The organism is Psychrobacter sp. T6-1 (genome assembly GCF_052258445.1).
In genome coordinates this window covers 1-1665 of sequence record NZ_JBQQFC010000414.1, presented here as the reverse complement: position 1 = coordinate 1665, position 1665 = coordinate 1, and the positions used below count along the sequence as shown (strand labels likewise).

Genomic DNA, 1665 nt, shown 5'->3' with positions numbered 1-1665 from the left:
GTCACCGCGCAATTCAAGCAGTTGCTTATTTAACTTGTTATGCAGCACAACGATGATAAGCAGCAAAATAGTAAAGCCAAACCAACCTAGCATTGCGATTACCTTTTTTGATAATAAACTAATGATGACGCTATTTTAAGATAAACACAACTTGGTAAATTTCCTTGAACCCATTTATATATAAAATGCTTTGACACATAAAAAAACAGAGCAGGATAACCCTGCTCTGTCTTAAGAAAATAAGACTCTAACAATTCACTTACGACAAATTAGCTTTCATAAAGTCCATCATTTTATCCCAGCTCTCATTCGCCGCTTTTTCGTTATAGCCCAAATCGATATCGTTTTTGGCAGCGCGCTCGTCCGCATGTGGGTTGGTAAAACCATGCTTGGCATTGTCATAGACATCGACAGTGTAATCGGTGCCTGCGTTGTCCATCTCTTTTTTAAAGTCCGCTACCGCATCCATAGAGATCATAGAGTCCTCTGCGCCATGAGCGACGAGTACTTTTGCGCTAAAGTTATTGTCCGCAGGTTGCTTGGGTGCCAAGTTACCGTGGAAACTAGCAACGGCCTTTAATGGCATGCCTTCGCGCGCCATATCGAGGACGACTTTACCGCCAAAACAAAAGCCAATTGCGCCTAGATTGTTACCATCGACAGCCAATTGATCGCTAAAGTCATTTAAGATCAGGCGGCAACGTGACATAAGCATGTCTTGATCTGCAAGTACTTGCTCCATCCACATATTGGCCATAGCAGCATCGCCTGTCAATTTGCCTTCGCCGTATACATCCATGACCACAGCCGCATAGCCTGCTTTTGCTAAACGCTCAGCTACAGATTTTGGATGATCGACCACGCCCCACCATTCTGGCGCGACCATGATACCTGCAACTGGGTTGTCATCTGTGGCGCTCTCTGGGAGTGCTACATAGCTAATAAGCTCGACGTTGTTTTCGGTAGTGCTGATTAACTCAAAAGTCTTAATTGACATTTTATTATCCTTTTTTGTGTTATAACATTTTTAATTAAAAATCATCATTGGTTTGACCCGTACTACCTTAGCGCCCATCTCACTCAAAAACAGCTATAATACTGTAACGCTCTTTATCAAAATGCTACTACAATTTTATGACTATCAATTTACTAAGTAAAAATGCTGTGAGCTTACCTGCGCACTCAGAACCCAAGACTGAGATTTTGCGCCCACAGTTTTGGTCAACCTATACGCTTGATGAGCTAAATCACAGCGAATGGGAAGCGCTGTGTGATGGCTGTGGTAGCTGCTGCTTGATTAAGTTTATGGATAATGGCGATGACGAAGAAGAGGTTGAGTATACCGATGTCGCTTGTAAGCTCATGGACTGCGCCACAGGCTACTGTCAGCACTACGCCACACGCCAGCATTATGTGCCTGACTGTATTCAACTCACGCCCGATAAGGTGCCGACGATGATGTGGCTGCCTGAGCACTGCGCGTATAAAAGGCTATATAAAGGGCAGGCGCTACCAGAATGGCATCTACTTCTGACCCGCGATGCGGTCGCAACCCAGCAGCAAATGCGCGCGGCCAACGTGGGCATAGCAGGGCGCTGCGTATCTGAAACGGGCATCTTGGATGAAGAGATGGAGGATCGCGTGGTAACTTGGGTGACGCCTTAG

At 45.3% G+C, this 1665-nt stretch carries 2 protein-coding genes; one reads left to right on the top strand and one right to left on the bottom strand.

Annotated features, from left to right (window positions below; genetic code table 11):
* Positions 1-259: 259 nt before the first annotated feature.
* Entirely contained in the window at positions 260-997 is a 738-nt protein-coding gene (locus ACTXGO_RS13365; RefSeq protein ID WP_435949776.1) for a dienelactone hydrolase family protein, read from the bottom strand.
* A 137-nt stretch (positions 998-1134) separates the two neighbouring features.
* Here ACTXGO_RS13365 and ACTXGO_RS13360 point away from each other — a divergent pair, with 137 nt between their 5' ends.
* Positions 1135-1665, top strand: a complete 531-nt coding sequence (locus tag ACTXGO_RS13360) for a YcgN family cysteine cluster protein (RefSeq protein ID WP_443574863.1) — start codon at positions 1135-1137, stop codon at positions 1663-1665.

Coding starts and splice junctions, on each gene's coding strand:
- ACTXGO_RS13360 (WP_443574863.1), top strand. CDS start 1,135: ATGACTATCAATTTACTAAGTAAAAATGCTGTGAGCTTACCTGCGCAC.
- ACTXGO_RS13365 (WP_435949776.1), bottom strand. CDS start 997: ATGTCAATTAAGACTTTTGAGTTAATCAGCACTACCGAAAACAACGTC.